The sequence below is a fragment of the Microbulbifer regidiadema (SeqCode) genome, assembly GCF_052466995.1.
In genome coordinates this window covers 4,464,984-4,489,483 of the sequence record NZ_CP174297.1, presented here as the reverse complement: position 1 = coordinate 4,489,483, position 24,500 = coordinate 4,464,984, and the positions used below count along the sequence as shown (strand labels likewise).

18 protein-coding genes are annotated in these 24,500 nt (G+C 48.4%); 8 read left to right on the top strand and 10 right to left on the bottom strand.

Translation table 11 applies throughout. The features are described 5' to 3' along the window. Positions 1-16 precede the first annotated feature (16 nt). Positions 17-1,582 carry an apolipoprotein N-acyltransferase gene (gene lnt, locus ACJJIK_RS19645; protein WP_444943640.1) on the top strand — a complete coding sequence of 522 codons (1,566 nt, stop codon included), beginning with the start codon at positions 17-19 and terminating at the stop codon, positions 1,580-1,582. Positions 1,583-1,704: 122 nt separating this feature from the next. Next, entirely contained in the window at positions 1,705-2,622 is a 918-nt protein-coding gene (locus ACJJIK_RS19640; protein WP_444943639.1) for a TIGR01777 family oxidoreductase, read from the top strand. Between the two features lie 11 nt (positions 2,623-2,633). On the opposite strand, the gene ACJJIK_RS19635 is transcribed toward ACJJIK_RS19640, so the two are convergent. The 3 genes from ACJJIK_RS19635 to ACJJIK_RS19625 all read right to left on the bottom strand — a co-directional run bounded on the left by ACJJIK_RS19635 (position 2,634) and on the right by ACJJIK_RS19625 (position 4,529). Then, positions 2,634-3,011: a hypothetical protein gene (locus ACJJIK_RS19635; protein WP_444929921.1), complete on the bottom strand. Its 378-nt coding sequence runs from the start codon at positions 3,009-3,011 to the stop codon at positions 2,634-2,636. 292 nt (positions 3,012-3,303) lie between these two features. After that, a complete protein-coding gene (locus tag ACJJIK_RS19630; protein ID WP_444943638.1) occupies positions 3,304-4,047 on the bottom strand; it encodes a YdcF family protein in 744 nt (247 codons plus the stop codon). Between the two features lie 32 nt (positions 4,048-4,079). Continuing rightward, on the bottom strand, positions 4,080-4,529 hold the full coding sequence (locus ACJJIK_RS19625) for a zinc ribbon-containing protein (protein WP_444929919.1): 450 nt from the start codon (positions 4,527-4,529) through the stop codon (positions 4,080-4,082). 160 nt (positions 4,530-4,689) lie between these two features. Here ACJJIK_RS19625 and leuS point away from each other — a divergent pair, with 160 nt between their 5' ends. The 3 genes from leuS to holA (ACJJIK_RS19610) all read left to right on the top strand — a co-directional run bounded on the left by leuS (position 4,690) and on the right by holA (ACJJIK_RS19610) (position 8,915). Continuing rightward, the gene (leuS, locus tag ACJJIK_RS19620; RefSeq protein ID WP_444929918.1) at positions 4,690-7,287 is read left to right on the top strand and encodes a leucine--tRNA ligase; all 2,598 of its coding nucleotides are present in this window, start codon (positions 4,690-4,692) and stop codon (positions 7,285-7,287) included. An 85-nt stretch (positions 7,288-7,372) separates the two neighbouring features. Beyond that, positions 7,373-7,897 (top strand): LPS-assembly lipoprotein LptE, encoded by a 525-nt coding sequence (locus ACJJIK_RS19615; protein ID WP_444929917.1) that lies wholly within the window; start codon positions 7,373-7,375, stop codon positions 7,895-7,897. 13 nt (positions 7,898-7,910) lie between these two features. Further along, positions 7,911-8,915: a DNA polymerase III subunit delta gene (gene holA, locus ACJJIK_RS19610; RefSeq protein WP_444929916.1), complete on the top strand. Its 1,005-nt coding sequence runs from the start codon at positions 7,911-7,913 to the stop codon at positions 8,913-8,915. A 118-nt stretch (positions 8,916-9,033) separates the two neighbouring features. Here the strand turns inward: holA (ACJJIK_RS19610) and ACJJIK_RS19605 are convergent, their stop codons facing one another. Beyond that, positions 9,034-10,242: a hypothetical protein gene (locus ACJJIK_RS19605; RefSeq protein ID WP_444943637.1), complete on the bottom strand. Its 1,209-nt coding sequence runs from the start codon at positions 10,240-10,242 to the stop codon at positions 9,034-9,036. 479 nt (positions 10,243-10,721) lie between these two features. Between ACJJIK_RS19605 and ACJJIK_RS19600 the strand changes: the two genes are divergently transcribed. Together ACJJIK_RS19600 and holA (ACJJIK_RS19595) are read left to right on the top strand one after the other, a co-directional pair. Further along, the gene (locus tag ACJJIK_RS19600) at positions 10,722-11,819 is read left to right on the top strand and encodes an IS630 family transposase (protein ID WP_444943636.1); all 1,098 of its coding nucleotides are present in this window, start codon (positions 10,722-10,724) and stop codon (positions 11,817-11,819) included. A 26-nt stretch (positions 11,820-11,845) separates the two neighbouring features. After that, the gene (gene holA / locus ACJJIK_RS19595; protein WP_444943635.1) at positions 11,846-12,850 is read left to right on the top strand and encodes a DNA polymerase III subunit delta; all 1,005 of its coding nucleotides are present in this window, start codon (positions 11,846-11,848) and stop codon (positions 12,848-12,850) included. 123 nt (positions 12,851-12,973) lie between these two features. On the opposite strand, the gene ACJJIK_RS19590 is transcribed toward holA (ACJJIK_RS19595), so the two are convergent. Next, positions 12,974-14,182, bottom strand: coding sequence for a hypothetical protein (locus ACJJIK_RS19590; RefSeq protein WP_444929915.1), 1,209 nt, complete (start codon positions 14,180-14,182; stop codon positions 12,974-12,976). 214 nt (positions 14,183-14,396) lie between these two features. On the opposite strand from ACJJIK_RS19590, the gene ACJJIK_RS19585 reads away from it, so the two are divergent. Further along, a complete protein-coding gene (locus ACJJIK_RS19585; protein WP_444929914.1) occupies positions 14,397-14,705 on the top strand; it encodes a hypothetical protein in 309 nt (102 codons plus the stop codon). A gap of 405 nt (positions 14,706-15,110) precedes the next feature. Here the strand turns inward: ACJJIK_RS19585 and ACJJIK_RS19580 are convergent, their stop codons facing one another. From ACJJIK_RS19580 to ACJJIK_RS19560, 5 genes are all read right to left on the bottom strand, one after another. After that, positions 15,111-18,083 carry a hypothetical protein gene (locus ACJJIK_RS19580; RefSeq protein WP_444943634.1) on the bottom strand — a complete coding sequence of 991 codons (2,973 nt, stop codon included), beginning with the start codon at positions 18,081-18,083 and terminating at the stop codon, positions 15,111-15,113. 250 nt (positions 18,084-18,333) lie between these two features. Further along, a complete protein-coding gene (locus tag ACJJIK_RS19575; RefSeq protein WP_444943633.1) occupies positions 18,334-20,133 on the bottom strand; it encodes a hypothetical protein in 1,800 nt (599 codons plus the stop codon). Then, positions 20,120-20,455, bottom strand: a complete 336-nt coding sequence (locus tag ACJJIK_RS19570; protein ID WP_444943632.1) for a hypothetical protein — start codon at positions 20,453-20,455, stop codon at positions 20,120-20,122. The genes ACJJIK_RS19575 and ACJJIK_RS19570 overlap by 14 nt, the downstream gene beginning before the upstream one ends. 190 nt (positions 20,456-20,645) lie before the next feature. Further along, the gene (locus ACJJIK_RS19565; RefSeq protein ID WP_444943631.1) at positions 20,646-21,848 is read right to left on the bottom strand and encodes a hypothetical protein; all 1,203 of its coding nucleotides are present in this window, start codon (positions 21,846-21,848) and stop codon (positions 20,646-20,648) included. A gap of 1,458 nt (positions 21,849-23,306) precedes the next feature. Beyond that, complete coding sequence (locus ACJJIK_RS19560) at positions 23,307-24,488, bottom strand: hypothetical protein (RefSeq protein ID WP_444943630.1); 1,182 nt, start codon at positions 24,486-24,488, stop codon at positions 23,307-23,309. Between the last annotated feature and the right edge of the window lie 12 nt (positions 24,489-24,500).

Sequence of the window (24,500 nt, the reverse complement as noted above, 5' to 3'; positions counted from 1 at the left end):
TTCTGACAACGATTTTATGCGCAGATTTTTTTCTCCTCTCGCCAATGCTGCCGCTGGCGGGTTGATGACACTTTCTCTGGCCCCGTTTAACTACTGGGTTTGCGGCCTGCTGTCTCTGGCCATCTTTGCCTGGGTTATGCTCTCTGCGGGCAGAGGGCGCACACTGCCGGGGCGCAAAACCTTTGCCCTCGCCTTCTGCTACGGCCTGGGCCTCTTCGCCAGCGGCGCATCCTGGGTCTATGTTTCAATTACCAATTTTGGCAACTCGTCGGTTCCATTAGGGCTGGCCCTGACCGGGAGCTTTGTCGCCATTATGGCGCTGCTACTGGCCGCCCCCTTCTATTTTCTCGGCCGCTTTACCGATAACAAATTCAGCTTTGCCCTGGCCTTTGCCGCACTCTGGTTTATCAGCGAGTGGTTGCGCAGCTGGGCCTTCACCGGCTTCCCGTGGCTCTTCGCCGGCTATGGCCACACCGAGACCTGGCTGGCGGGCTGGGCGCCGGTACTGAGTGTCTACGGCATAGGCCTGCTCCTGGCATTCACCGGTGCCGTACTGGCCCTGGCCGTCAGCGGCCGCCTGTCACCGCTTAAACGGCGCGGCCCTATTGTTCTGCTCGCAGCGGCACTGGCCCCCTGGCCAATAGGCGCCGCGCTCTCCCAGGTAGAGTGGACCACAGCCCAGGGCCCACTGATCAGCGTTGGACTGGTTCAGGCCAATATTCCGCAGGAAAAAAAGTGGTTGCCGGAGTTTCGCGGAGAAACGATCAGCCGCTATCAGGAGGGCACTCGCGCCCTTAGCGATCGAGATGTCGACGTGATTATCTGGCCCGAGGCCGCCCTGCCAATGCTCTACAGACAGGCCCCCAACCTGATGCAGGCACTGCAACGCAATGCCGAGAGTACCGATATCGACCTGATCACCGGCATCCTCTATGACACGCGAGATCCAGCGCGGGGGAGCGTCAGCATTCACAACTCTGCAGCGGTGTTTGGCCAGAACCCCAGCGTTTACCACAAGCGCCACCTGGTGCCCTTCGGTGAGTATGTGCCGCTGGAGGATTTTATTCGCGGCACTATCGAATTTTTTAACCTCCCCACCTCTTTTATCCGCTCGGGCCCCGACGAACAATCCCCACTGCGCGCTGCCGGCGCCAGCTGGGCGCCGCTTATCTGCTATGAAATCGTCTACCCGCAACTGGTTGCCGACTCGGCGCAGTCATCGCAGATACTCCTGACCATTAGCAACGATGCCTGGTTCGGAGCCTCTATCGGCCCGCTGCAACATATGCAGATGGCGCAAATGCGCGCGCTGGAAACCGGCCGCTATCTGGTGAGAGGAACCAATACCGGGGTAACCGCTATCGTGGACCCCAAAGGACATATTGTTAAACAGCTGCCTCAATTTGAGCGCGCCACTATGAGCGGCGATATCAGAGCCATGCGCGGCGCAACGCCGTTTATGCTCGGTGGTATTTCCCTGGTATTTGCCCTGGCCCTGCCCATGTTGGCCCTGGCCCTGTTTTTACGCCGCAGGGTGGAACCCCAACCCAACGCCCCGATAAACGGCGAACTATCCGATTAAGACTCCCCAGCGGCCACCCTCCCATTTAATCCCGGCGGGTGGCCCGGACAAATCACCACCGCTTTATATCACTGCTATGCTGCATTCAATTTTGTAGCGAAGATAAGGCAGGGCAATTCCCCATGCATTGCTTGATTAGCGGTGGTACCGGGCTTATCGGCAGGCTCTTTTGCCAGCACTGGCTGGATCGGGGCAATACCATTACCGTATTGAGCCGACACCCGGAGCGGGTGCGAAGCCTGTGCGGAGAGTCCGCCAGTGCCTGTCGCGACCCCGCCGAGGTGAGCCAGCCCGTAGACATAGTGGTGAATCTTGCCGGAGCCCCCATCTCCCGTCGCTGGACAGAAAAATACCGCTCTACGATTCGCAGTTCACGCCTGGGGACAACAGAGCAGCTGGTGCGCTGGACTCTGCGGCAGAGACAGAAACCGAGTTACTTTTTATCCGGTTCCGCAATCGGCTATTACGGCAATCGCGGTGGGGAGCTATTAAAAGAGGGCAGCGCCCCGGGAGGCGGTTTTGCCGCGCAACTGTGCCGGGACTGGGAAGCGGCCACCGCCCCCCTACAGCAGTGCGGCGTCAAGGTGGGCATTATCCGCACCGCCATAGTACTGTCGATGCGCGGTGGCGCCCTGCCGCAAATGCTGCCCGCCTTTCGTCTCGGGCTTGGGGGGCCGATGGGTTCCGGCGAACACTGGATGAGCTGGATTCACGAGGAGGACCAAGTCGGCCTGATGTTACACGCCATCGACAACCACCTGTGCCAGCCCTTTAACGGAAGTGCACCGGAGCCTGTGACCAATAACAGCTTTGCCCGGATTCTGGCCAAAGAGTTACATCGACCGGCGATTTTTCGCACACCCGCCTGGGTGCTAAAAATGATTTTTGGAGAGATGGCCGATGAGTTGTTACTGACCAGCGATCGGGTTGAGCCCTGTACCGCAGTGGAAACCGGCTATAGCTTTCAATTTCCAACACTTGAGCAGGCACTTGCAGACCTGCTCAAAGGGGACGGCGCTATCACTAAGGCCAGCGCCTGACGGGGGATTTGTTAGGCGGCGACCATATCACTCGCGAGCGCCTGGGCCAGATAACGGCGGCTGGATTCACTGGTCACCAGATCGGCGTGGCAGTCCATTGGCGCCGAGCCCACCCACTGAGCGTGCCAGCGATACCAATTGGACTCCTCGGCTTTTACCCGGAGTTCTATAAACTCCACCTCCGCCGGTGACAAGTCGAACTCGCGGACTATCTGCCCGGCAAAGGTTTCAAAATTCTTGCTGAGTTGAGCGCCGCTATCATCGCCGGCACACAGGAACACCAGTGTGCGGCCATCTTGCTCAACCCGTTTGAAGCCGATCCAAACAGCCCGATTCAAGCGGTTGTGTAGCTGTATCGGAGAGAAAGAAAGTGGGATGCCCTTTATCATAAGGTTATCTCAATTATTGTTATGCTTCTTACCCACAAAAGCCAATTCCCACAAAAAGAGTATCACCAGGGAGGCCTTGTGGCGCCAGTCATCCTAATCCCGGTACAACTAGCAATCAAGGAAGTTTATAAAGAATTGTCAGCTCTTCCAGCGTGAAACCCCATCTCTCTACCCTTCCTCAAGCCTATGAGATTACATTTTTCAAAAAGTTCCTTGGGGAGTCTCTAAATCACTCCCCCCTATCGCTGCGGGCCTTGGGTGCCCACTTTTCGAGACGCTCGCTCTGAGAGCCTCAACAATCTCTAACCGGCGGCAGGGGTCTCCAGCGGTACCAAACCCGCGCCAGTATCTCCCGCCAATAGACCTGAGTTCTCAGCAGGGAAACCGCACTGGGCAACCAGCGCCCCAGACCGCTTTGTACGCGAGGCATCAGCTCAGCGGCACTCCCCACCGGCAGGGGCTGCACCCGCAGGCCCGCGCGGGTAAAAGTCTCCGCTGCGCGGGGCATATGCCACCAGTGCGTGGCCAGTAAAATCGACCTCACCTGAGCGCGATGCAAAATATCCGCGCTATTGACCGCATTCTCCGCTGTCGTACGGCTGCAATTATCCTGCCAGGTAACCGGCAGCGAGAATTCCGCCACTAGCCTCGCCATCAACTCGGACTCCGCCAGTTGCTCCCCCGCATGCACCCTACCACCGGATGCCAATATCGGTATTCCCGCCGGGGCTCCCTCCAGAGCCCCGATCACTCGCTCAAGGCTCGCCGCAGAGAGTCTTTCTCTCTGCGAAAAACGCTCCCGGTAGCGCCCAGCACCCAGTATCACGAGCGCCTCGGGGTGGAAGTTGGGTTGCTCTGGCACCTTGCCCAGCCGGTTTCCCAGCCAGGAGGTAAAGGCCGGAGTTGCACTCACCCAGAGTACACTAAAAGAAATAACAGCCAGTGGCAGGGAGGACTTCTCCAACAGCGAGCCGGAAGGGGAGAAGCGCAGCATAAAGGCCAGCAACAACCCCAGTAGTGGCAGCAGCGGCGGCATTAGAAGGCTCCCTACCACTGAATAGGCCCCCGTCAATCTTCCAAACCACCCTCAATCTGTCGGAAGCAGCCGTAGCCGCACCGGTGGCAGGGGGTAATCTGGGTATTGAGTGGGGGCATTGCCCGATAGCCACAACCGAGACACTGCAACTCCTCATCGGCGCCAACGAATTCACCCGCCAGGGCCCAGGGTTTGCCCTCTTTGATACAGCGCATTAAGTTTGGCCAAGCGGTTTCGGTCGGGTCCGCCGCATTCAACAGCCACTCTCCACTGCGCTCCTCCAAAGTTTTTAGCTCCCCGCCCAACCCGCGGATATAACCCGCCGCGCGGTGCAGATCATCTTTTAGCCAAGCGCGCAAAAATGTCATTTTATTGGCGGTAAGATTCTCGATAGCCAGCTCACCCTCGACCAAATCCTCAAAGTCTTCGCGAAACTCGTTGATCAGATCATCCTTCGGCGGCAACTTTGGTTCCTTCGTCACGGCATCCCTCCTATAATCTCGCGTTTAGGCATCGTAAAAGATGCACCGGGAGCGGAACTTGATCGCGATCAATCTCTAACTATTGTCACGCGCTCACCGCCCCAATAAACACTGAATAGTTTCCCGCAAATTTTGATCACAGAGTATAGGTCCCGAATCGATGGAAGAGCAGTACACCCCCTCCGCAGTCGAAGCTTCCGCCCAGGAGTTCTGGGAGGCCGAGAAGAGCTTTGAAGTAAAGGAAGACGCCGGCAGGGAAAAATTCTACTGCCTATCCATGTTCCCCTACCCCAGCGGCAAGCTGCATATGGGGCATGTGCGCAATTACACCATTACCGATGTAATTACTCGCTATCAGCGCATGCAAGGTAAAAACGTATTGCACCCCATGGGCTGGGACGCGTTCGGTCTGCCCGCAGAGAACGCCGCGATCCAAAATAAGACCGCGCCGGCCAAGTGGACCTATGCCAATATCGAGTACATGAAGGGCCAGTTGAAGGCCCTCGGCTTTGGTTTTGACTGGTCCCGCGAGCTGGCCACCTGCCAGCCCTCCTACTATCGCTGGGAGCAGTGGTTCTTCACCCGCCTCTACGAAAAAGGCCTGGTCTACAAGAAGAACTCTGCGGTGAACTGGTGCCCCCACGACCAGACCGTACTGGCCAATGAACAGGTAGAAGATGGCGCCTGCTGGCGCTGTGGCACCACCGTTGAGCGCCGCGAGCTGGCCCAGTGGTTTATCAAGATCACCGATTATGCCGAAGAGCTGCTCGAAGACCTGGACAAACTACCCGAGTGGCCCGAGCAAGTGCGCACCATGCAGCGCAACTGGATCGGCAAGAGCCGGGGAGTAGAGCTGAGCTTTGCCCTGCCCAAATCTATTGCGGGCATGGACCACTTCGATGTGTACACCACCCGCCCGGATACGCTGATGGGTGTCACCTATGTCTCCCTGGCTGCCGAGCATCCTATCGCCCTGGAGCTTGCCGAGTCCAACCCCGAACTCAAAGCCTTTATCGCCGAGTGCAAAAAGCAGTCCCTGTCCGAAGCCGATATGGCCACGATGGACAAGAAAGGCATGGATACCGGGCTCAAGGCAATTCACCCCATCAGCGGTGAAGAGGTCTCCGTATGGGTGGCCAACTATGTACTGATGGATTACGGCTCCGGCGCGGTGATGGCAGTACCGGCCCACGACCAGCGCGACTGGGAATTTGCGCAAAAATACCAGCTGCCGGTGATACAGGTTATCGCGGCTGCCGAAGGCGAGTCTGTCGACCTGGAGCAAGAGGCCTATACCGAGAAAGGCAAACTGGTAAATTCCGGCAATTTTGACGGCCTGGATTTTGATGGCGCCTTTACGGCGATCTCCGAAGCACTGATTGCCGCAGGTAAAGGCCGGGTTAAGACCAACTACCGCCTGCGCGACTGGGGTGTATCCCGCCAGCGCTACTGGGGTGCGCCCATCCCCATGTTCAACCTGGCCGACGGCGGCGAGATCCCAGTACCCGCAGACAAACTGCCGATCCTGTTGCCGGAAGATGTCGAACTCGACGGCGTTCAATCGCCCATCAAAGCCGATTCCGAATGGCGCAAGGACGAACTCAACGGTACACCCGTAGAGCGTGAAACCGATACCTTTGACACCTTTATGGAGTCGAGCTGGTACTACGCCCGCTACACCTGCCCCGATTTTGAGGAGGGCATGCTGGACCCGGACCGCGCCAACTACTGGCTGCCGGTCGACCAGTATGTCGGCGGTATTGAGCACGCCATTTTGCACCTTCTCTACGCGCGCTTCTTCCACAAGCTGATGCGCGACGAGGGCCTGGTCAATAGCGATGAACCCTTCAAGAAGCTGCTGTGCCAGGGCATGGTGTTAGCCGAATCCTTCTACAAAGAAGAGCACGGCCACAAGACCTGGATCAACCCCGCCGATGTGGATGTTGAGCGCGATGACAAGGGCAAGCCCACCAAAGCGATTGAGCGAGCCAGCGGCGAACAGATCACTGCCGGCGGCGTGGTGAAGATGTCCAAGTCCAAAAACAACGGCATAGACCCCCACGCTGCGGTTGAGGAGTACGGTGCCGATACCGTGCGCCTGTTCACCATGTTTGCCGCGCCCCCGGAGCAGACTCTGGAGTGGCACGATGCCGGTGTGGAAGGTGCCAGCCGCTTCCTGCGCAAACTCTGGAAAACCGTTCACGCGCATATCGCTGCGGGTTCCAGTGCAGCGCAGATCGACCAGCAGTCCCTCAATGACAAGCAACAGCAGCTGCGCCGCAAAACCCACGAGACCATCCAAAAAGTGGGCGACGACTACGGCCGCCGCCAAACCTTTAATACCGCTATCGCTGCGGTTATGGAACTGCTCAATGAGGTTGGCAAGCTGGCGGATCGCAGTAGCGAACAGGGGCTGGCCGTAGAGAGAGAAGCCCTGCAAGCAGCGGTCCTGCTGCTGGCTCCGGTAACGCCGCATATCTGCCACCAGCTGTGGCAGGTGCTCGGCAATAGCAACGCCCTGATCGATGCCCCCTGGCCGCTAGTCGACGAACAAGCTCTGGTGCGCACCTCGATCACCTTGATCGTTCAGGTCAATGGCAAGGTGCGTGCAAAACTGGACGCGCCGGCTGATGCGGACAAAGAGAGTCTGGAAAAGCTCGCCCTTGCCGATGAAAACGTCCAGAAATTTATCGGTGAAGCTACGGTGCGCAAAGTGATCGTGGTACCCGGCAAACTGGTAAATATTGTCGCCAAATAAAGATCCGCAACAAGATCGCCGGGAGTCTCACTCCCGGCCCGCTTTAGTCTGCTTCCTATAGCCGACAAGACCAAGGCAAGTCGTTATGAAAACCATCGCAAGTCGAGCCGCCACTCTCCTTCTCGCTATCACTATTGCCGGTTGCGGGTGGCATCTAAGAGGCGCACCTAAAAATTTCCCGCCCGGAAGCACACTCTATATCTCCACAGAAAATCCGCGCAGTGATACCGCAGAGCAATTAACCCGGCTGTTAAGAAATGCGGGAGTATCCATGGCAGAGTCTCCTGCGGACTCCGACTATTCACTGGTAATTCACCAGGAAACGGACAGGAAACTGACCGTCGCCGTAGACTCTGAAGGGCGAGCATCGGAATACGAACTGATCAGCAGTGCTATTTATAGCGTGCGCACCGGTACCGGCCAGGTTCTCCTCAGTAAAGCCAAGGCCGATGTTTACCGCACCTTAGAGTGGGATGTCGATGAAATTGTCAGTAAGAGTGAAGAGGAAAATACCCTGCGTGCAGAGATGCAGCGGGAGCTTATTGGACGAATTATTGACCGCTTGCGACGCATTGATGTCAACGCACCTCTAGAAGATAAAAGTTACTAGGTTAGTCCTGCCAATGCGCATCAATCCCCAGCAACTACAGCAAAACCTAAAAAAAGGTCTCGCGCCAATTTATATTATCTCTGGTGACGAGCCCTTAATAGTCCAGGAGTGCTGTGATTTAGTCCGCTCTACGGCCAGGAAACACAACGTCACCGAGCGCGAACTGATTCATGCAGAGCACAACTTCGACTGGGGCACGCTGCTTGCCTCAGCCGGCAATATGTCTCTATTCGCCGAAAAAAAGCTGATAGAAGTGCGTGTACCCGGGGGAAAACCCGGCGATAAGGGCAGTAAAGCCCTGCAGGAATTTGCCGCCCTGGCCAATCAGGATCTGCTCCTGTTACTGGTACTGCCCAAACTGGACAGGTCACAGCTCAACAGCAAGTGGGTAAAAGTCCTGGAGCAATCTGGAGTACTGGTCCAGGTATGGCCGGTAACCGCCCAGGAAATGCCCCGCTGGATAAACCAGCGCCTTGCGGCAGCCAAGCTTTCCGCAGAGCCCGAGGCAGTGCAAATACTGGCCGAGCGGGTCGAGGGAAATCTACTTGCTGCCAGTCAGGAAGTCGAAAAACTCAAGCTCGCAAACCCCGGCGAACAAATTACCGTAGAAATGATGGAGCACAGTGTTACCAGCTCCGCGCGATACAGTGTTTTTGATCTGATTGATACCATACTCTCGGGAAATGCTGCCAAGGCCGTTAAGACATTAGATGGACTGCGTGTTGAAGGTATTGAGCCCCCGATCGTCCTCTGGGCTATTACCCGGGAAATTCGCACACTGCTCGATATTATGGAAAAGCTCGACCAGGGCCAGCCCCTGGCCCGCTTAGTGAGACTGCAAAAAAGACAACCACTGGTGCAAGAGGCCTTACAGCGGCTCAAGCAGAAGCAACTTGAAAGCCTACTCGTTCGCGCACGCGCTATAGATACGGCAATTAAGGGCGGCAGCGGGCAACAATCCCCCTGGACCGGCCTATTGGCACTAACCCTTAATTTTTGCGGCCAGCGAATACTCTGAGTAACTTCCCAATAACTCAGCTTACCAGGCCTCTACCCGCTTAAAAAAGATAATGCCAGTCAGGTTAACTGACTGGCATTCTTCAACAAGCTAGCTTTTTTCACTTCTACTAACAGGATCAGTTCTGAGTGATACTGGCAAAGTTACCCGTGCCACCTGAGACGGTATGCCCCCCCTGAATAATATTGGCCGTATTCAGTGTGCTGGTCTGATTTATCATTGCAATATTCTCGTAGCCGTCCTGACTAACATAAGCAGAGAGCTCAAGGCCCGACTGAACGACAGTAACCAGGCTATCAAAAGTAACCACCTGCTCAATTTCCGCCAGGTTTAAGTCGCCAAACTGGTCGATATCAGCAATATCGGAAAAACCATAAGAGCGACCCAAAGCCTGATTACCGTTACCAATTTGGTCGACATCCAGCAGATTGGAAACTCCAACCTGTGCAAAGTCTATAGTATTGTTATTACCAGCCTGTACCAGATTCACGATACCAATTGCACCGCCTTGATTTACATTAGCCAGATTATTCGTTCCATTCTGGTTAATATTAGTAATAAGAGGACTGCCCCCCCTCTGATAACCAAGAGCAACATTTGAATAACCCAACTGCAAGACAGTAAACGTATTGCCAGAACCATATTGTTCAAGATCAAACGAGTTAAAATCACCACTCTGCAATAGATTTAGGGTGTGTTCATCCCCCTCCTGGTAAACCGTCGCCGAGTTAGAGTTGCCCACTTGACCACCGACAAAACCATCGGGCGAAGACGGCCAAGTACTGGCCCAAATAGCATTGCCATTACCCAACTGCGCGCTGGAAAAATAGTTACCATACACCTCCTGCCGCAGGCCCACGATATTGTCACTCCCCTCTTGGTACATTTCTGCGCTATTGTGGCTAGAATCGTTAATCGCAGTGCCCTGGGTTAAGTAGATCATATTCTCACTGCCAAACTGCTCAGTATAAGCCGCATTACTGGAACCGACCATTTGCTGAACCGTTGCGAAATGCCCTTCCCCCTCCTGATAAGTCTGCGCTGTACTATCTATTTGTAGCGTCTGCTCACCGGAGGTCAGGTTTCGATCACCAACCTGAGTTTGATCGGTATGATTACTGTCATCTGAATTCTGCTCGGCAAAAGCCCGGTTATTATTACCGTCCTGCCATTGAAGAATCACATTATTAGTTGCAGCAACCCCTTGAAAAGCTTCTGCATAGTTATCCTCACCAAACTGCACCTGTTCACTGTGATTACCATCGGCCTGAGCCTGACCTACACCAACGAGCAAAGCAATAGCCGCAACAAGTTTAATCCTCTTCATTTATCAATCTCCCCCAAGTTAAAATTTTAAATACGGGCAAAAAGTGTAATACCTTAACCACACCGACCAGATCACTTGGCCATCGCCGAATTGCGCGACAAACCAAAACTTCACCATCAAACTCGATAATTTTTTCGGGAAATATTTAGCCAACCCAGCCAATTGATATCACATACAACAGACGTTTATTTCATTTTTTTAGGAGAGATAAAGGATTGGCGCCATTACAGGCAGCATATCTTAAAAAGATTACCGCCCCAATAAATAAACCGACCAACAACCCCACAACATCCCCAAATTACAGAGAAATCACGCAGTTATTCGGAAACGCCTTAACTAAAGGTTATAAAAATATAGGCTTTGCGCCATATTACTATAAAGCCAATATCAGACCCCTTGTCTGCCTGGTACTAGTGCAGCGTATTAAATAGATTGCCGATATATAATGTGAGCTTCATTTGGCGATTAAGTGAAGACCAATGCCAGCTCAAGTTGAAATCAATTTATCACCGGAAGAAAAAAAGCAGTTAGAAAAGAATATAAAAAGTCGAAAAATATCGGTGAGATTGGCTGAGCGGTCAAAGATTATTTTGCTCGCTGCCAAGCAGGTTCCCAACTACCAAATTGCGAAAAAGTTAAGCGTTGATGTCAATACGGTGGGCCGATGGCGCAATCGTTTTGCAGAAAAGCGTCTGGCAGGTATAGAGAAGGATTTGCCCAGGGGGGCTAATCATGGCGGTAAGAATTCAGAAGAGCAGGCAAAAATCCGCTCGAAAATTATCAAGATGACGACAGGAAGTAAGCCAAAGGATGGGACACACCGGACAACGCGAGGCATGGCGAAAGTCTTAGGAATTAACCACTCTTTTGTCAGCAGGGTATGGCAGGAAGTGGGCCTTAAGCCTCATCTAACCGAAAAGTTCAAGGTGAGTAACGATCCTGCTTTTGAAGAAAAATTACGCGATGTTGTTGGCTTGTATATGTCACCGCCAGAAAATGCTATTGTCTTTTGTGTGGATGAAAAAAGCTCGATTCAGGCCCTGGATCGGACACAGCCTAGACTACCCATGAAACCGGGGCGGTGTGGCACCATGACCCATGATTATAAACGTCACGGGACAAGCACTCTTTTTGCCGCCCTTAATACGCTGACTGGTGAGGTCATAGGTGAGTGTAGAAAGCGCCATCGTCATCAGGAGTTCTTAGGCTTTTTAAAGACCGTAGAAAAGCAAACACCCAAAGAACAGGATCTTCATCTTATCGTCGATAATTACGCGACTCACAAGCATGAAAATGTAAAGCGCTGGCTCAAGAGAAACAAACGAGTTCATCTTCATTTTATTCCGACCAGTTCATCCTGGCTAAATCTGGTGGAAAGATTTTTTGGATTACTCACAGAGAAGCAGTTGCGCCGAGGGGTATTCACCTCAGTCAAGGAGTTGGAAACGGCTATCGTGAAATTTATTGAAACACATAATGAAGCCAAGAAAGCTTTTGTGTGGACGAAATCTGCTGAGGAAATTTTATTGAAAGTGGAGCGTGCACGCCAAGCACTCTCAAATCAGCAATCTATTTAATACAGTGCGCTAGGTTAGTCCTGCCAATGCGCATCAATCCCCAGCAACTACAGCAAAACCTAAAAAAAGGCCTCGCGCCAATTTATATTATCTCTGGTAACGAGCCCTTAATAGTCCAGGAGTGCTGTGATTTAGTCCGCTCTACGGCCAGGAAACACAACGTCACCGAGCGCGAACTGATTCATGCAGAGCACAACTTCGACTGGGGCACGCTGCTTGCCTCAGCCGGCAATATGTCTCTATTCGCCGAAAAAAAGCTGATAGAAGTGCGTGTACCCGGGGGAAAACCCGGCGATAAGGGCAGTAAAGCCCTGCAGGAATTTGCCGCCCTGGCCAATCAGGATCTGCTCTTGTTACTGGTACTGCCCAAACTGGACAGGTCACAGCTCAACAGCAAGTGGGTAAAAGTCCTGGAGCAATCTGGAGTACTGGTCCAGGTATGGCCGGTAACCGCCCAGGAAATGCCCCGCTGGATAAACCAGCGCCTTGCGGCAGCCAAGCTTTCCGCAGAGCCCGAGGCAGTGCAAATACTGGCCGAGCGGGTCGAGGGAAATCTACTTGCTGCCAGTCAGGAAGTCGAAAAACTCAAGCTCGCAAACCCCGGCGAACAAATTACCGTAGAAATGATGGAGCACAGTGTTACCAGCTCCGCGCGATACAGTGTTTTTGATCTGATTGATACCATACTCTCGGGAAATGCTGCCAAGGCCGTTAAGACATTAGATGGACTGCGTGTTGAAGGTATTGAGCCCCCGATCGTCCTCTGGGCTATTACCCGGGAAATTCGCACACTGCTCGATATTATGGAAAAGCTCGACCAGGGCCAGCCCCTGGCCCGCTTAGTGAGATTGCAAAAAAGACAACCACTGGTGCAAGAGGCCTTACAGCGGCTCAAGCAGAAGCAACTTGAAAGCCTACTCGTTCGCGCACGCGCTATAGATACGGCAATTAAGGGCGGCAGCGGGCAACAGTCCCCCTGGACCGGCCTATTGGCACTAACCCTTAATTTTTGCGGCCAGCGAATACTCTGAGTAACTTCCCAATAACTCAGCTTACCAGGCCTCTACCCGCTTAAAAAAGATAATGCCAGTCAGCTTAACTGACTGGCATTATTCAACAAGCTAGCTTTCTGCACCCCTACTAGCTTCTCAGAATCAGTTCTGAGTGATACTGGCAAAGTTACCCGTGCCACCTAAGAAGGTATGCCCCCCCTGAATAATATTGGCCGTGTTCAATGTGCTGGTCTGATTTATGGTTGCAATATTATCGCGGCCTTCCTGACTAACATAAGCAGAGAGCTCAAGGCCCGACTGAACGACAGTAACCAGGCTATCAAAAGTAACCCCCTGCTCAATTTCCGCCAGGTTTAAGTCGCCAAACTGATCAATATCAGTAATATCGGAACTACCAGCAGATTCACCAAAAGCCTGATTGCCGATACCAATTTGGTCGACATCCAGCAGATTGGAAGATCCAATCTGCGTAAAGCCTATAGTATTGTTATTGCCAGTCTGTACCAGATTCACGATACCGCTTGCACCGCCTTGACTTACATTAGCCAGATTATTCGCTCCATTCTGGTTAATATTAGTAATAAGAGGACTGCCCCCCCTCTGATAACCAAGAGCAACGTTTGAATAACCCAACTGCAAGACAGTAAACGTATTGCCAGAACCATATTGTGCAAGATCAAGCGAGTTAAAATCACCACTCTGCAATAGATTTAGGGTGTGTTCATCCCCCTCCTGATAAACCGTCGCCGAGTTAGAGTTGCCCACTTGGCCACCGACAAAACCATCGGGCGAAGACGGCCAAGTACTGGCCCAAATAGCATTACCATTACCCAACTGCGCGCTGGAAAAATAGTTACCATACACCTCCTGCCGCAGGCCCACGATATTGTCACTCCCCTCTTGGTACATTTCTGCGCTATTGTGGCTAGAATCGTTAATCGCAGTGCCCTGGGTTAAGTAGATCATATTCTCACTGCCAAACTGCGCAGTATAAGCCGCATTACTGGAACCGACCATTTGCTGAACCGTTGCGAAATGCCCTTCCCCCTCCTGATAAGTCTGCGCTGTACTATCTATTTGTAGCGTCTGCTCAACGGAGGTCAGGTTTCGATCACCAACCTGAGTTTGATCGGTATGATTACTGTCATCTGAATTCTGCTCGGCAAAAGCCCGGTTATTATTACCGTCCTGCCATTGAAGAATCACATTATTAGTTGCAGCAACCCCTTGAAAAGCTTCTGCATAGTTATCCTCACCAAACTGCACCTGTTCACTGTGATTACCATCGGCCTGAGCCTGACCTACACCAACGAGCAAAGCAATAGTCGCAACAAGTTTAATCCTCTTCATTTATCAATCTCCCCCAAGTTAAAATTTTAAATACGGGCAAAAAGTGTAATACCTTAACCACACCGACCAGATCACTTGGCCATCGCCGAATTGCGCGACAAACCAAAACTTCACCATCAAACTCGATAATTTTTCCAGGAAATATTTAGCCAACCCAGCCAATCAATATCATACACAGTAGACATTTATTTCATTTTTGAGGAGAGGCGAAGGATTGGCGTTATTACAGGCAGCATATCTTAAAAAGATTACCACCCCAATAAAAAACAAACTAAAAGGACGCCAACCTCTGCACTACTATTGTGATGATATCACAATAAAGAAACCGACCGACAACCCCATAACCCCCCTAGCTTACAGAGAAATCACGCAGTTATTCAGAAGTGCTTTAACTAAAAGTTATAAAAATGAAAGCCTTGCGCCATATTACTATAAAGCCAATATCAGACCGCTTGTCTGCCTGGTACTAGCCCAGCAAAAAACATCCCTGAAAGCACTGATCGCATTCAATATACTGGACTAACTTATAGTTACAATATTATTCCAACTCTATTGGACAATATAAACAGATTGCTCAACACCAAACTGGAGCACAGCAGCCAGGCTGAAGAATTCTTGCCCGGTTTAAATTTTCAATGCTCTGAACAGCTTTACACATAAAAACCAAGTCCCGTATAAGTCGGCGCTAATGGATAAGTTTAAATTCTCCTAATATCTACGGACATTCCCCAGGAAAGACTGAGAAGCAAAAGGCTTATAACAACTCTGCGGATAGATTGTGAGATAAACTAAAAAGCAGCGATAGAAGTCACAGACAGCGAGTAAGACAATAAGATTTGCGCTATTTTTAGTAAAGCGGGCTTTAAGTATCACCATTAAAAACCAGTGCCAGTTAGCTTAACTGCCTGGCACTGGTTAAGGAAACTACTTAGAAAGCTGCAGATGTCCCACTACCGCCTTGTGAGACGGTGGCGTAATTGCTGTTGCCAGTCTGCATGATACTGGCCGTGTTTAGTGCGCTAAACTGACTAACCATAGCAATATTATCGGAACCGGTCTGAGAAATATAAGCCGAGTGCTCAGAGCCATTCTGATACACGGTGATCATATTGCCAGTACCAACTTGATAGGCCTCTGCCAAATTTAACTCACCAACTTGATCAATATCTACATTATTGGCAGTACCATCACTGTAACCAAAGCTATAGTTACTATCGCCGTTTTGATCAATATTTACCAGATTAGCATCTCCATACTGAGCAAATTCAGTAGCATTATCCGCTCCAGATTGCTCCAAATAAGCGGTATGGTTAGTCTCATTCTGGCTAATATTGGCAATATTATTATTTCCTGACTGATACCCCCAAGAAGTGTTTGAAGAACCCAACTGTATGATGGTAGATATATTGTCGGCACCATACTGTGTGAGATTTAAAAAATTAGCATCACCTTCCTGCAATAGCTTAGCGCCATTCTCAAAACCATCCTGGTAACTATAGGCAGCATTATAATTACCTAATTGACCACCCGTAAAAGGGATAGGTTTGTACCAGGGGCTACTCCAAATGGTGTTGTTTTCACCATACTGAGTACTAACAAAGTCATTATTTTCGCCTTTTTGTTGATGCAGAAAAGCTCTGTTACCACTACCTTCTTGGTACCCCTCTACATGGTTGAAATCAGAACCATAGTGTTGAGCTAAACGGAGGATATTCTCACTGCCGAATTGCACAGCATAAGCGCTGTTGTAGGAGCCAAAACTGTTTTTAATCTCGCTTTCGTTGCCCTCCCCTTCCTGGTAACTCCCACCTTCACTATCTACCTGATAATGCTGATTAGCATAGGAAAAATTACGATCGCCGATCTGGGTTTGGTTAATATAACTATTATTTCCTGACTGCAGGATTGCATCAGCATAATTGTTATTACCTTCCTGCCACTGATGGACATCGTTATTAGCTGAACCCTCATTCTGAATAACCTCTGCGTAGTTAGTCTCTCCGAGCTGCGACACGGTGGCGTAATTACTGTTTCCAGTCTGCATAATACTGGCCGCATTTAGTGCGCCAACCTGGCTAGCGATAGCAATATTATCGGAACCATTCTGAGTAACATAAGCCGAGAGTTCAGAACCAGACTGATACACTGTGATCATATTGCCAATACCAACCTGATAAGCCTCGGCCAAATTTAACTCACCAACTTGATCAATATCTACAGTATTGCCAGTACCATCACTGTAACCAAGGCTATAGTTGCTATCACCTTCCTGGTTGATATCTACAAAGTTAGCATTTACAAGCTGAGAAAATTCCGCAGTATTAGCTTCACCCACTTGCACCAGGTTTGCAATGTTATCGACTTCAAATTGCTCCAAATAAGCAATATTCTCAGTCCCATTCTGGGTAACATTGGCAGTGTTATTATTACTTGTCGAATATTCCAACTGTGTGATGGTAGCTATATTACTAACACCATACTGTGCAAGTTCCACAGAATTATTATCACCTTCCTGCAATAGATTCGCGATACTCTCAAAACCCTCCTGGTAAATATAAGCAGCGTTAAAATCACCTCTTTGCCTACCGCTAAAACCATCGGAATCCCTGCTGGCCCTGATAGCATTACTATCACCATATTGAATTCCTACAAAGTAGTTACCCTTACTCGACTGTTCCAGACCTGCCACATTTTCATTACCCTCTTGGTAAATACTTGCGTAGTTGTAGGAGTTGTAACCAGATTTTTGGGTTAAAGAGAGTGAGTTATTATTACCAAGCTGTGTGGCATAAGCACTGACGTGGGAGGTGAACCACTGTTCGATAAAGATTATATTACCCTCCCCCTCCTGATAGCCTGTCAATTCACTATCTCCACCCTCTTGAATGACCTCGACTAAGTTTGATATGCCGACCTGATCGATAGTTCCCAGATTAAAATCTCCAGACTGCTCAAAGTCCACCGTATTAGAGTCACCCATTTGCGCTAGATTTACAATGTTATCATCGGAATAATGAGTTTGATAACTTCTAATATAATTATCAACCCCGCTCTGGGAAATATTAGCAATATGATTATTGGCATAATTAGATTGAGAACTTCTAATATAATTACCAATCCCGTTCTGGGAAATATTAGCAATATGATTATTGCCTGACTGATAAACCCATGAATAATGTTCAGAACCCAACTGCAAGATAGTCGATATACTGCCAACACCATCGTGCAGGCTGGCGGACAGATAATGATCATAACCGGTTTGCAATAGGTTTACGGTATCCTCAAAACCTCTCTGCGAGATATAAGCATAGTGGTCATCGCCGAATTGGCCACCCAAAAAACCATCCGGAGAAGGGTGCCAGGCGCTACCCCAAACAGCGCCGTTATCGCCATATTGATAGATCATAAACCCATTATTATCCCCCTGCTGGTACATGGCAGTCGTGTTACTTCTACCCACTTGCCACACATCCCCCGAGCTAAAGTCAGAATTAGAATCTTGAATTAAATGGGCTATATTGTTAGTGCCATACTGAGCGAGATAAGCATCGTTATAGGAGCCTGACTTCTGAAGGAGGATACCTGAATTACCTTCTATCCACTGATAGCTTCTCGCTGTACTGCCTATCTGCTCGTATTGCCAGATCTCAGCCTCATTACGATCGCCGAGCTGATCTTGCTCAATAGAGTTACCATCCGCATAACTCTGCTCTACATAAGCCTGATTGTTATTGCCTTCCTGCCACTGATAGGCGGTATTATTAATTGCCTCCGTTACCTGAGTAACCTCTGCGTAGTTAGCTTCTCCGATCTGAGTTTGATCGGAAACGTTATTGTCGGCCAAAGTCTGACTTGAACCAACAAGCAGAGCAATAGCAGCCGCGAGCTTAATTTTCTTCATCTATTAACTCCCCTAAAAATAAACTTTAAATAACAGCAGAGTAGTGCAATACGTTAATCATACTGCACCCGTTACATCTCATAATCGCCAAGTAAACTGCGCGACACAACTAAACACCCACAACCACTTTGAATAATATTTGCCGGACTTCCGGGACTAACTATACGTACTTTCTCGATAAAATCTGCGGGCTTGTTTTTAAATCAGCACCAATTAGCTTAACTAACCGACATTTATTTAAGGGAATTACTTAGAAAACTGTAGATGGCCCACTACCACCCTGCGAGACGGTGGCGTAATTACTGTTTCCAGTCTGCATAATATTGGCCGCATTTAGTGCGCCAGCCTGACTGACGAGCGCAATATTATCGAAACCGGTCTGAGAAATATAAGCCGAGTGCTCAGAGCCATTCTGATACACGGTGATCATATTGCCAGTACCAACTTGATAGGCCTCTGCCAAATTTAACTCACCAACTTGATCAATATCTACATTATTGGCAGTACCATCACTGTAACCAAGGCTGTAGTTACTATAGCCTTCCTGGTTGATATCTACCAAGTTAGCATTTAAAATCTGAGAAAATTCCGCAGTATTAGCTTCGCCCATTTGCACCAGGTTTGCAATGTTATCAACTTCAAACTGCTCCAAATAAGCAACATGCTCAGTCCCATTCTGGGTAACATTGGCAGTGTTATTATCACCTGACCATAAATCAAACTCCAACTGTAGGATGGTAGCTATATTACCAACACCGTACTGTGCAAGATCCACAGAATTATTATCACCGTCTTGCAATAGATTTGCGATATTCTCAAAACCCTCCTGGTAAATATAAGCAGTAGTAAAATCACCTTCTTGCCTACCGCTAAAACCATCGGAATCCCCACTGGCCCTGATAGCATTCCTGTCACCATATTGAGCACCTACAAAGTAGCTATTCTTATCCGACTGCTCCAGATCAGCCACGTTTTCATTACCCTCTTGGTAAATCTCTGCGTAGTTGTAGGAATAGTTGAAACCATATTCTTGGTTTAAATTGAGTAAGTTATTATTACCAAGCTGTGTAGCATAAGCACTGGCCTGAGAGGTGGCCGACTGTTCGCTAAAGATTATATTACCCTCCCCCATTTGCACTAGATTTACAATGTTGTCATCGGAATAATCATCAGGTTGGTAACTATGAATATAATTATCAATCCCGCTCTGGGAAAAATTAGCAATCATATTATCTCCTGCTTGATAACTTCTAATATAATTATCAATCCCGTTCTGGGAAGCATTAGCAATATGATTATTACCTGACTGCGAAACCCTTGAGTTATTTTCAGAACCCAACTGCAAGATAGTCGATATACTGCCAGCACCATAGTGCTGGTAGACGGTCAGAGAATGATCATAACCAGTTTGCAATAGGTTTACGGTAGCCTCAAAACCACTATGCGAGATATAAGCATAGTGGTCATCGCCGAATTGGCCACCCAAAAAACCATCTGGAGAAGGGTGCCAGGCGCTGCCCCAAACAGCGCCGTTATCGCCATCTTGATAGATCATAAACCCATTATTATCCCCCTGCTGGTACATAGCAATCGTGTTGCTTCTACCCGTTTGATGCATACTCCCCGAGCTAAAGTCAGAATTAGAATCTTGAACTAAATGGGCTATATTGTTACTGCCATACTGAGCGAGATAAGCATAGTTATAGGAGCCTGACTTCTGAAGGAGGATACCTGAATTGCCTTCTATCCACTGATTGCTTCTCGCCGTACTGCCTATCTGCTCGTATTGCCAGATCTCACTCTCATTACGATCGCCGGTCTGATCTTGCTCAATAGAGTTACCATCCGCGTAACTCTGCTCTACATAAGCCTGATTGTTATCGCCCTCCTGCGACTGATAGGCAGTGTTATTAATTGCCTCCGTTACCTGAGTAACCTCTGCGTAGTTAGTCTCTCCGGTCTGCACTTGATCAGAAAAATTGTTATCCGCCAAAGCCTGACTTGAACCAGCGAGCAAAGTAATAGCGGCAGCGAGCTTAATCTTCATCATCTATCGACCTCCCTAGAAATAAAATTTTTAAAACAGCAGAGTAGTGCAATACTTTAATCGTACTGCATTCGTTGTACCTTATGGTCGCCAAGCAAACTACGCGACATAATCCAACAACCCAACAACCCAATAACCCAATAACCCAATAACCCAATAACCCAATAACCCAATAACCCAATAATCCAACAATCCAATAATCCAATAATCCAATAATCCAATAACCCAATAACCCAATAACCCAATAATCCAATAATCCAATAATCCAATAATCCAATAATCCAATAATCCAATAATCCAATAATCCAATAATCCAATAATCCAATAATCCAATAATCCAATAGCACTTTGGATATTTACAAAATTTTCGCAACTGTATATCGCACAGTGTGACTGTAAGTCATGAAACTTCCGGGACTCTTAAACTATACACACCTTTCCAAAAAAGTTGGCGAGCTCCCTTTTGAATTAGAGTCAGTCAGCTTATCTGACTGACTCTGATTTAAGAGGACTGCTTAGAAAGCAGCAGATGACCCATCACCGCCGCCCTGAGAGACTGTGGCGTAATTACTGCTGCCAGCCTGCATAATATTGGCCGTATTCAGTGCGCTAGCCTGGCTGACAATAGCAATATTTTCGGAACCGTTCTGGGCAACATAAGCTGAATGCTCATAGCCAGACTGGTCCACGGTCATCATATTGCCAACACCAACTTGAGAGACCTCCGCTAAATTTAATTCTCCAACCTGATCAATATCTACATTATTGGCAGTGCCATCAGTGTAGCCAAGGCTATAGTTACTATCGCCATCCTGATTGATACCTACCAGATTAATATCTCCAAACTGAGCAAAGTCCGCAGTATTATTGTCACCCGTTTGCACTAGATTTGTAATATTGCCAGATCCAGATTGCGCTAGATATGCGAAATGATTAGTCTCATTCTGGGTAACATTAGTGACATTATTATCACCTGACTGATAACCAAAAGAATAACTGGAAGAACCCAACTGTAAGATGGTAGATATATTGCCAACACCATACTGCGAGAGTTCCAGAAAGTGAGTGTCACCGCTTTGCAAGAGATTGGCGGTATTCTCAAAACCATCTTGGTAAATAGAAGCAGTGTTATAATAGCCTACTTGGCCACCCACAAAGCCATCGGGAGAGGAGTACCAGGTGCTGTTCCAAATAGCATTGCTATCGCCATGTTGAGTACTGAAAAATTCGTTACCTTCCCCCTGCTGCTGTAGAACACCCATATTGTCACTACCATTTTGGTACATCTCTGCATAGTTGAGATCGGAATAATAGTATTGATCTAAATGCAGCATATTCTCACTGCCAGACTGCGCGGTATAAGCACTGTTGTAGAACCCTGCCCACTGATGGATAGTACTTAAATTACCCTCTCCCTCCTGATAGCTACTCGCCTCACTGCCTATCTGGTTGTCTTGCCAGGTGTAGGTCCAATTGCGGTCGCCGATCTGAGTTTGAGCAATATAATTGTTATCCGCATAACTCTGGTCTGCATAAGCCTGATTGTTATCACCCTCCTGCCACTGATAGGCAGCGTTATTAGTTGCATCTGTTACCTGAGTAACTTCTGCGTAATTGGCCTCTCCGATCTGCGTTTGATCGGCAGTGTTATTATCCGCCAAAGCCTGAGTTGAAACAGCGAGCAAAGCAATAGCGGCAGCGAGCTTAATCTTCGTCATCTATCGATCTCCCTAGAGATAAAATTTTAAATAACAGCAGAGTAGTGCAATACTTTAATGGTACTGCACCCGTTGCACCTCATGGTCGCCAAGCAAACTACGCGACACAACCAAACAATCCACCAGCACTTTGAATACTATTGACAGAATTTCCGCAACCAACCTGACTAATTAATGCCACATTATTTACGCCACTGCATATCGCTATATGCATGGTTATAGACCCAGCCTGAGATATCACCACACAATAGGAATCGATGAGCCACGGTATACAAATACTATTATTACTGCCCTCCTATATCAGGTTGAACTGATCGTAAAAGATCGAACTGGGAAGCTTTAGTAGACTGTAATTACCCAACGGTGAAATCCGAACCAAGCTACCCATAACTGAATCTTTCCTCAATAAAGGAAGATCCCGACCCCCTTACCCTGCAGACAATTAATCGATTTCACCTAAACCAGAAGCCCCACATGCCGAAAGCGGAAAACAGCGAAAAGAAATAAAATCACCGCCCTCTACTTAGCTGCATCGCCGTAAATAAAAATCAGCAACAACATAGAGAAAATATAGACAACTATAGATAACGATCAACAAACCTTAAATCAGAAGAAAGAATATATTTAGCAAAAAATAAACTAGAAAGCGTAGAACTTTTGCATGAAACACGAGAACCAAAATACAAAAACATAAAGCACGACAAATCAAACAACCCCACAAAGAAAAAACTTATACCACCCCCCACAACCCAACAAATAAAGATAAAATTCTAAACTACCATCAACACAGCCTTGCGTGGCATTACAGGCCAAACAAAACACCTCAAATAAAACTTAATTAAAATAAAAACTGAGACATTCACAACTTAAAAACCACTTCAAACAGCATCAATGGCGCAGCTATCATTGCCAACTTAGTCGACACTTATCGAACTGGTATTTTATGTTTAGCCAGCACAGGCATTATCGATCAGAATTTGTCATACCCACGCTACCAAAATGATAAAGCAGTGGATTTAGCTTTTCATGATCAAACATCCTAAACTTGTAAATAGTAGAAAAAGTGTGGGGAATCTCAATAAGTCTACACCAATAGAGCTTGGCAGAAAATTTTTAACTGAGGAGTTACAACCGGGTTAAAGACGCCTACCTTCTGCACTGAGGATTCTGACTCAGCTACAAAAGAATAGAAAACGCTCTACTATCAGCCTGCGTAAGGCCAATCGTATTCAATGGGCTGACGAGGTATTGAGCGGAGAAAAAACATCCTTCTATTAGCCACAACCCCCTAGAAAAGTCCCTATAAAGCAAAGGAGTCAACTGGGGTCAAAAGGATGATACACTTCAGAGTTGAATGCAGGAGGGAATATATAGAGGTGACTGTTACAATAGCAATTAAAGAACTAATGCCAGCCAGCTTAACTGACTGACATTAGCTAAGATAGAGCTAGCTAAAAATTAGTTTTGAGAGATAGTAGCAAGGTTATTGCTGCCAACCTGCTCAACACTCGCCATATTTAATGCGCTAGTCTGATTGATATAGGCAGCATTATCGTAACCACCCTGTCCAACGTGAGCAGAATGCTCAAAACCAGACTGGGCTATGGTGATCAGGTTTCCACTGCCATAATCTTGATGTACTTCGGCCAAGTTCAGTTCGCCAGACTGATCAATATCCACAGTGTTGGCAACACCATCACTATAGCCAAAGGTATAGTTACTGCTGCCAGTTTGGTCGATATTTACCAGATTAGCCTCTCCATACTGAGCAAAGTCAGTAGTATTGAAGTCACCAGTTTGCACTAGATTTGTGAGGTTATCAGTTCCAACTTGCGCTATAGAAGCGAAATTATTAGTCTCATTTTGGGTAACATTGGTAACGTTATTGTCACCTGACTGATAACCAAAAGAAGCATTGGAAGAACCTAGCTGTAGGACAGTAGTGGTATTGGCAATACCGTACTGTACGAGATCCAACAAGTTAGAATCACCGCTTTGCAATAGGTTAGCTGTATTTTCAGCGCCGTCCTGATAGGTATAAGCAACGTTAAAATCACCTACTTGGCCGCCCAGAAAACCATCAGGAGAGGGGTACCAGGTGCTGTTCCAGATACCATTGTTATCACCATACTGAGTGCTGTAGAAGTAGTTACCCTCACCCTCTTGCTGAAGGACACCCATGTTATCAGTACCATCCTGGTACATATCTGCATAATTAAAGTTGGAGCCAGAGTACTGATCTATATGGAGCATATTCTCACTGCCAAACTGTACGGCATAAGCACTGTTGTAGGAGCCATAATTCCACTGATGAATAGCGCTTGAGTTACCTTCCCCATCCTGGTAACTCATAGCTTCACTGCCCACCTGGGTACTTTGTGAGGTGTCAGAGAAATTGCGATCACCCAGCTGGGTTTGATCTATATAATTGCCATCGGCGTAACGCTGATCTGCATAAGCATAATTGTTATTGCCCTCCTGCCACTGGTAGGAAGCGTTATTAGTTGCCTCAGTTACCTGGGAAACCGTTGCATAGTTAGCCTCCCCGAGCTGTACTTGATCAGCGAAGTTATTATCGGCCAAAGCCTGACCGGAACCAGCGAGCAAAGCAATAGCAGCCGCAAGCTTAATTTTTTTCATTTACCAATCCCC

What these genes read in the sequence shown, in the direction of transcription:
- holA (WP_444929916.1), top strand. Translation starts at nt 7,911, where the DNA reads ATGCGCATCAATCCCCAGCAACTACAGCAAAACCTAAAAAAAGGTCTC.
- ACJJIK_RS19640 (WP_444943639.1), top strand. Translation starts at nt 1,705, where the DNA reads ATGCATTGCTTGATTAGCGGTGGTACCGGGCTTATCGGCAGGCTCTTT.
- ACJJIK_RS19590 (WP_444929915.1), bottom strand. Translation starts at nt 14,182, where the DNA reads ATGAAGAGGATTAAACTTGTTGCGACTATTGCTTTGCTCGTTGGTGTA.
- ACJJIK_RS19575 (WP_444943633.1), bottom strand. Translation starts at nt 20,133, where the DNA reads ATGATGAAGATTAAGCTCGCTGCCGCTATTACTTTGCTCGCTGGTTCA.
- ACJJIK_RS19565 (WP_444943631.1), bottom strand. Translation starts at nt 21,848, where the DNA reads ATGACGAAGATTAAGCTCGCTGCCGCTATTGCTTTGCTCGCTGTTTCA.
- ACJJIK_RS19560 (WP_444943630.1), bottom strand. Translation starts at nt 24,488, where the DNA reads ATGAAAAAAATTAAGCTTGCGGCTGCTATTGCTTTGCTCGCTGGTTCC.
- ACJJIK_RS19615 (WP_444929917.1), top strand. Translation starts at nt 7,373, where the DNA reads ATGAAAACCATCGCAAGTCGAGCCGCCACTCTCCTTCTCGCTATCACT.
- ACJJIK_RS19605 (WP_444943637.1), bottom strand. Translation starts at nt 10,242, where the DNA reads ATGAAGAGGATTAAACTTGTTGCGGCTATTGCTTTGCTCGTTGGTGTA.
- ACJJIK_RS19600 (WP_444943636.1), top strand. Translation starts at nt 10,722, where the DNA reads ATGCCAGCTCAAGTTGAAATCAATTTATCACCGGAAGAAAAAAAGCAG.
- ACJJIK_RS19635 (WP_444929921.1), bottom strand. Translation starts at nt 3,011, where the DNA reads ATGATAAAGGGCATCCCACTTTCTTTCTCTCCGATACAGCTACACAAC.
- holA (WP_444943635.1), top strand. Translation starts at nt 11,846, where the DNA reads ATGCGCATCAATCCCCAGCAACTACAGCAAAACCTAAAAAAAGGCCTC.
- ACJJIK_RS19630 (WP_444943638.1), bottom strand. Translation starts at nt 4,047, where the DNA reads ATGCCGCCGCTGCTGCCACTACTGGGGTTGTTGCTGGCCTTTATGCTG.
- ACJJIK_RS19580 (WP_444943634.1), bottom strand. Translation starts at nt 18,083, where the DNA reads ATGAAGAAAATTAAGCTCGCGGCTGCTATTGCTCTGCTTGTTGGTTCA.
- lnt (WP_444943640.1), top strand. Translation starts at nt 17, where the DNA reads ATGCGCAGATTTTTTTCTCCTCTCGCCAATGCTGCCGCTGGCGGGTTG.
- leuS (WP_444929918.1), top strand. Translation starts at nt 4,690, where the DNA reads ATGGAAGAGCAGTACACCCCCTCCGCAGTCGAAGCTTCCGCCCAGGAG.